The organism is Shewanella sp. (assembly GCF_013214165.1).
Taxonomy (GTDB): domain Bacteria; phylum Pseudomonadota; class Gammaproteobacteria; order Enterobacterales; family Shewanellaceae; genus Shewanella.
On the sequence record NZ_JABSSM010000131.1, the window covers coordinates 1 to 6922 of the forward strand.

3 protein-coding genes and 3 pseudogenes are annotated in these 6922 nt (G+C 39.8%); 2 read left to right on the forward strand and 4 right to left on the reverse strand.

What is annotated here, in order from left to right:
* From HRU42_RS20030 to HRU42_RS20045, 4 genes and pseudogenes are all read right to left on the reverse strand, one after another.
* Positions 1–445, reverse strand: a pseudogene (locus HRU42_RS20030) (transposase); the annotation flags it as partial.
* A 206-nt stretch (positions 446–651) separates the two neighbouring features.
* A pseudogene (locus tag HRU42_RS20035) lies at positions 652–1008 on the reverse strand (transposase); the annotation flags it as partial.
* Positions 1009–1595: 587 nt separating this feature from the next.
* Positions 1596–2417 (reverse strand): HNH endonuclease signature motif containing protein, encoded by an 822-nt coding sequence (locus tag HRU42_RS20040; protein ID WP_295033744.1) that lies wholly within the window; start codon positions 2415–2417, stop codon positions 1596–1598.
* Positions 2418–2834: 417 nt separating this feature from the next.
* Positions 2835–3437: pseudogene (locus HRU42_RS20045) on the reverse strand (IS3 family transposase); the annotation flags it as partial.
* A 1021-nt stretch (positions 3438–4458) separates the two neighbouring features.
* On the opposite strand from HRU42_RS20045, the gene HRU42_RS20050 reads away from it, so the two are divergent.
* Together HRU42_RS20050 and HRU42_RS20055 are read left to right on the forward strand one after the other, a co-directional pair.
* Positions 4459–5931: a carboxypeptidase-like regulatory domain-containing protein gene (locus HRU42_RS20050; protein WP_295033746.1), complete on the forward strand. Its 1473-nt coding sequence runs from the start codon at positions 4459–4461 to the stop codon at positions 5929–5931.
* 532 nt (positions 5932–6463) lie between these two features.
* Positions 6464–6922 (forward strand): hypothetical protein (locus HRU42_RS20055; protein ID WP_295033748.1); only part of this gene is annotated, 459 nt, incomplete at its 3' end.

Sequence of the window (6922 nt, forward strand, 5' to 3'; positions counted from 1 at the left end):
TCGCGATTGGCTCATTGAGGCAGCGCATAAACCAACTTATGTCACTTAATCGGCTACGATATAAGGCTATTGAATGTTTGAGGGCGTTAATTTCATGGCTTTCAATTATCTCACACTTTAGAAATTTCTGAGTTATTTCAGTTCCTTTAAACAGTTGATGCCAATGCTCCACGGCCTCCCTATCTGTCCAGCGGTTTGCTGACTCAATATCGATTCTCAACACCAGATGTAGATGATTGCTCATCACCGCATAAGCCGCTATATCTATAGCAAATGCCCCTGCGAGTTCAATAAGCCTAGATTCAATCCACTCTCGTCGATGTTCATAAGAATGACCCGTATCTTTATCGACTCCTGCTAGCCATGATTTTCGCACACACCTTGAGGTTATGTGGTAGAACGGCGTATCTTCAATGCTAACTTGAGTTCTTCTTGGACGCGGCATAACAACCTCCTAAATCGACCAGTAACTAAAGCTTAGTAGGAGAAAAAAAATGCGCCATTAACTATGGCTTGCACTATTTATTGCTTTAACTATGGCTGGCACTATTTATTTTGTTATAACTATGGCTGGCACTATTTATTGCTGGCTTTAACTATGGCTTGCACTATTTGTTGTTATAACTATGGCTGGCACTATTTATTGCTTTTGATTTCATGGCTTTCAATTATCTCACACTTTAGAAATTTCTGAGTTATTTCAGTTCCTTTAAACAGTTGATGCCAATGCTCCACGGCCTCCCTATCTGTCCAGCGGTTTGCTGACTCGATATCAATTCTCAACACCACATGTAGATGATTGCTCATCACCGCATAAGCCGCTATATCTATAGCAAATGCCCCTGCGAGTTCAATAAGCCTAGATTCAATCCACTCTCGTCGATGTTCATAAGAATGACCCGTATCTTTATCGACTCCTGCTAGCCATGATTTTCGCACACACCTTGAGGTTATGTGGTAGAACGGCGTATCTTCAATGCTAACTTGAGTTCTTCTTGGACGCGGCATAACAACCTCCTAAATCGACCAGTAACTAAAGCTTAGTAGGAGAAAAAAAATGCGCCATTAACTATGGCTTGCACTATTTGTTGTTTTAACTATGGCTGGCACTATTTATTGCTGGCACTATTTATTGCTTGGTTTTAACTATGGCTGGCACTATTTATTGCTATTGGCACTATTTATTGCTATTTGTTGACAGCAGCACTATTTATTGGCTGGTACAGGCAGTGATGCTGGCTCTTGCTAACTCTTGTTAAGGCGTCAGCTCTGTCTTACGAAAGATGACTATGACCTAGTGGCTACTGGTGATTTGAATCTTGAAATAAAAATCTGCCGCTACGCGTGACGCGCCAACTGGTTATGGTTCGCCGTAGATCATGAAACAATGGCAACAAAAACACCTACTGTTGTTTTTAAAATCTATACTGAAATGAGTGGTCCACTGCTACTTTTAACAAGGGTCAGCAGCTCTTTACCTGACAATACTGAGTGTCTGGATATATCGCCAACAAACTTACTAACCCTTGAATAAATAGCAGTAAAATAATAGTTAGGACAACAACTTAAGCTAGTTTCTGCCCTGTAACCTTGGTCTATTGAACATTTATCTCATTTAGCTGAGAAAAGATTTGCTGGTGATAAAATAGATAGTCTTCAAACTTTTCAAGGTCTGCCGACTTAATTTTGCTAGTAGAGAGTGCATCCCCTTCATTTACTCCCAATTGCGTCATCAAAGATTTATCCAGCTGGCGATTAAATTTGACTCTGTATTCAATACCGACTTTTTTAAAGGTAATCAAATGCCGATCGAACAGCTTGTCTATGTGCGCGCACAACAAAATGCCATTGGCACCATCCAACCTCTCATTGGTATCTTTACAGTTGCGCCACGATTTTATATGCGAAGCTATGAGTATCTCTCTAACAGGAGTTAGCGTTAACGCACAGGCCTCGCTCCCCCAAACTTGGATCACATCTTGTCGAAATTGGCCTTGGCCTATGCGAGCATTTATCTCTTGTCGCTTCTCTGAATCAGACAGAGATGAACCGAACACATCGATGATATCTTCACTTATCTCACCATCATTGATAACTGCATCATTATCGATACAATCAGGGATTAGATTTTCAAATAAGAAGCTGTCTTTTCTGTCTTTATCTAAGACTTTTACTGAAATATGCTTATATTTAAGTTTCTTACCCAGTGAGTCACCAAGGCTACAACCAGGGTTTCTTTTATCATGTTCAAAATGTGCCCTCTGCCCGTCTTTTCCTTCCTTCATTAACTTGATAGACGCACGGCACTCAGGGCATCGACGTACAGGACTATTATTTCCATGAAGCGATTCAACAGGTATTAAACGCCAATCATCACAGATAAGCACTTCACAAATAGAGTTTGTCAGCTTTAACATATTATTCCTTATCGTTTTAGTTTTTACTTACATTCTCATTAAGCAGCTCTCTTCTTTCCTCCTTTGGGAGCTGTTCTATCTCGACTAAATCTAAGATTTATCACTGTACCATCTTCGGCTCTTGGGCAGCAGTGTCAAGCAACTAAGCACTAGTGTTGCGAATATTTGCCCTACATACAGGATTCTATATGGGAAAATATCTAGAATGAAGCCTTTTACAGCGATTTTTGGCCAAAGTCGTGGATTCTGTCGCGTTTTAGGGGTATTTTAAACTGTCATAAAACAGAGTTTTGTGAATATTTTCAGTGCTCATAAACACTTAGCCTCAATTTTGACGTTTCCCTGTGCCAGCACTGGAATTAATTTAGACCCATTATCGGTAAAGATGGTTAATGCCAAAATCGTAAAAAAACCGATTTAAGGCACTGATAATAATCTGATATAAAACATTAATGCTCGAGTCCAACCGGACACCTTACCTTGTAATTTCTCATAGCTGATAGGTGTTAAGTCCCCGAGCCTAGTATGCAGCCGTTCGTGGTTGTAATACCGGATATATTCTTCAACATCTAGCTTCATTGATTCTCGTGTTAAATGGACCATTTTTAACAGCCATTCATGCTTCAAACTTCCAAAAAAATGTTCAACAACAGCCTTGTCTAAACAGGCTCCTACACTGCTCATAGAAGCAACTATTCCATGCTTCCTCAACAGTTTTTAAACCGCTTACTGGTGTATTGTGAGCCTCTTTCACTATGAAACATGACACCTATTGCTGGTTTTAGGAGCGTTACTGCCATTTGTAATGCCCACTCAACTATGCTTACGGTCATGCGTTTTGATATTGCCCAACCCACTATGCGTCCTTAAATCGGTCACGTCACCAGCCCAAAACCTGATTAACCAGAGTAGGATTAAACCGCTGATTCAGCAGGTACCTGCAACGCTATCACTGTGTTTATGTTTCGTTGTTACCTTGTAAGATTGACGTTGGGTAACCTCTAGGCCGAGCTTTCGCATTAGGCAGTAACACTGTTTATTTTATACCCTCTTAAATAAATTATGAGGCCAGCAGATGTACTTGCGCGGACGCTTACCCCATAACAGAAGTGTGATGATTAAGCATATTTGAATTTTTAATCATCCACAATATCGATGACAAACATTAGTTTTGTCTCCAATTGGAAAAGTGACCATGATGTAATTAATACTATGAGCTCAGGCCAGATTGCAGCAGTAGTGATCACTATCTACCTTGCATTAAACAAAGTATATTCTAAAGGATATGGTGCTTTACTCATTGATGTCCCCGTCCAAACGATGGATAAGATATCTTTGGTTGAACTCCTAATAAATGAGTTCTCTGATAGACAGATTATTATTTCTACGCATGAAGATCATGTTTGTCGATATTTCATATATAAACTTTTTAAATGTCGACGCAAAATAAAACTATTAGAAAGAAAAGAGTATCAACTTACAAATCAAAAAAATTAACGAAGTATCAATTCTTGCTCCTACAAAACAGCTCTCCCCCCCTCTGAGAGCTGTTCTATCTCTACTTTTTACACAATCTTAGTAGCCTATCCACCTTCGACTCTTGAACAACTGTCCCAAGTAACTGAATAGTGGTAAACGGGCTCTTGTTTGAATTCCTGTCTTACGACAGATGACTATGACCTAATGGTTTACGCCTTGTTTATATCCTTAAATAAATGGTTGCCTCCACGCAACACGCCCCAACTGGCTATGATTCATCCTAGATCATGAATAGTGTACACTCACCCTCAACAACTAAGACTCTCACCATTATTTTTAAATAAAGAGCCTGTATCTTGTAGAAGTATCTGCACATAGAAACTTAGAGTAATAAACTCTAACGGCAAAACGACAATAGCAACAAATGTAAATATAGAATCAAACTGTTGCATGTGATTTTTATATACAACAGAATACCTAACGCTGGGTATTAAGTATTAAGTATTAAGTATTAAGTATTAAGCGTTAGGAATTAAGTATTAAGTTAAAAGGAGTTAATCTAATGATTGAACATAACATCAACAAGGCTTTGGCATTATCTATTATGATGTCGACCTCTGCAATGGCCAATATCAATAACCTATCACCAGAAACCTCGGCTCAGCTTGATATAGAGCAAATGCCTGGAGTTTATTTTGAAAGTGATACGCTTCGTGAAAACCCAGTAAACCCAGCACAAAGGAATTTTTCTTTACAGATTCAGCAACCCGATTCGCTTCCTTTAACCTCTGGGGACAGGTTTTTTGAAAAACAACAATATACTGTATCTATAAACCAACTTAAGGCGACAATAAGCAGCACGCCGGCAGAACGCAGCGGTTGTCCGGCGCTTGCCCTTAACAGCGCGGTATATACTAATTTTACCGCCGAAGGTCAGTTCCAGTGTTACAGCATTGAATTGACCACAGCCACTAAAATTGAAGGTTTGCTGGTAAATATTCCTTCCGATGTCGATTATAATCTGTATTTCTTTAAACTTGAGGACGATAACAGTTTCACCACACTGGATTTCTCTAATTACCCAACAGCAACCATAGAAAAAACCATACAAAAAGTCGATCCTGGCATCTATATTCTTGCCGCACAGGCCACCCAGGGACTGAGTCCTGAACCTGCAATAATGGGTTGGTTCGATTATCCTGATTTTGATCAACAAGAGTCAAATGACAAGGTATCCCAGGCGACCCTATTAACCTCAACAGCCATTATCCAGGGCAATATAGATAATGCCAATGATCTGGATTATTTCACTTACCAGACCGGCAGTGACCAAACTAAAATAAAATTAAAATTTAGCGCGAGCGCGCAGTTTAGCCTAGAACTATGGACTGGCAGCGCATGGGCTAAAATTAACAATGACCTAATGACCAATGTCAATGTCACCCCTAATTCATCGATAACTTTTTTAGCCCGTGGTGTGGCGGATAACATGCCCTCGGTATCTGCCCAGTATGCGTTAACTGTTACCGATCCCAGCGCCGCTATGACCCTAACCAGCACCCGTGTCTGGAATAATGAAAACCTGACGAACTTGCTTCATGCTTCCTATCTTGAGGCCCACCAGTACATAGGTATGTCGGGTAAGGTGACCGACGATAACGGTCAGCCGGTCCCTTTTGCTACTGTGATTTTAACAGCCAGTAATCTTGACGAAGAAATTGGCAGAGAAATTATCACATCGAATATTAATGGTGATTTCAATTCGCAAGTCGCTTTACCAGATTGTATTGGCACGGGGCTGGTTAACAAAAAAAACCGTACTTATCACGGTGCACCCACCAATCCTGAGCTCTGGTGGGATATCTGGTATGAATTAGCACATTATCAGTTTTCTCTGTACGACGGCAATCGCAACAAAGTATCGGAAACAGGTCGGGAATTCTTACATATCTGTAAAGAGAAAATAACTAAAAGCTGTTATTGGCAAAGAGATTATCAAAATGGTGGTGAAGTATATAAATGTAATCACTATTAAAAGTAATCACTAAAATTTAAGGCCCACATTCCTTAAGTAGCTTGTTTTTACAGCGATAATTCTGTGGCCGGCAGTTGTCGGCCACTAGGGATTATTCAAACGATAAATAGAAGCTATAAATAGAGACAGACATTATTAATTTCTTATAAAAAGTTCCCAATTTTGTTCGGATCTCACTGAGTACATCAAAAGACTAACAACGAAGACATCCTTAATTATTGTCTGTATTTTCAACCCTATCTCATTCGCTACGACCACTTTAATCGACGAATCGCCAGTGTTGACAACCTAGAAGGCTTTCCTGATGCGATTATTAGTTATTCCCTGAAGCTAAGATTCAGCTCTGTATCGTCTACATGCTACATAATTCACTTAAGTGGTGACCTGGAAAGATGACAAGGCAGTGACACGGTTTAATTTATTTGACCAGCCTTGTCTGAGGTACAGGCTAGTGACAAATTTTACCCGTGTTACTCATTAATGCTTGATTCGCCGCTCTCATGGTTATTCTTAATATAAAGGTACTCGTGCTATGAAAAAAAACATTCTGACGAGCGCTGTCTTTCTCGCTATTTCGTACCTTGTAATGGTTAAATTTAACCTAACCGAGACCTATCTGTTGGGTGATAAATACGATAATAAACTCGGCAGTGCTATTGGCTCACAAGCAGCCCCGTTTTATTATCTAACACTATGGTATGAAATCGCTCGAACGCCAAACCCAGTTCAAGCCCATTGCTTGACCGGCTCAATCAGTTCCTCCTACAGTGCCTCACATTCCAATTCCATGAATCGTAGCACTTACGCCATGGCCCATAATTGTAAAAGTAATAAAACAGGAGAGTTTGAAAATTTCATTTACCCGACCGGTAATAAAACCTACACAAAAAAAGATATACATAACTTATTGGACCAAGAGTTTTATTTCGACATTATCTACCAGCAACATAAACAGGGACGCACGAAAGATGATCCATTTGACTATATCGTG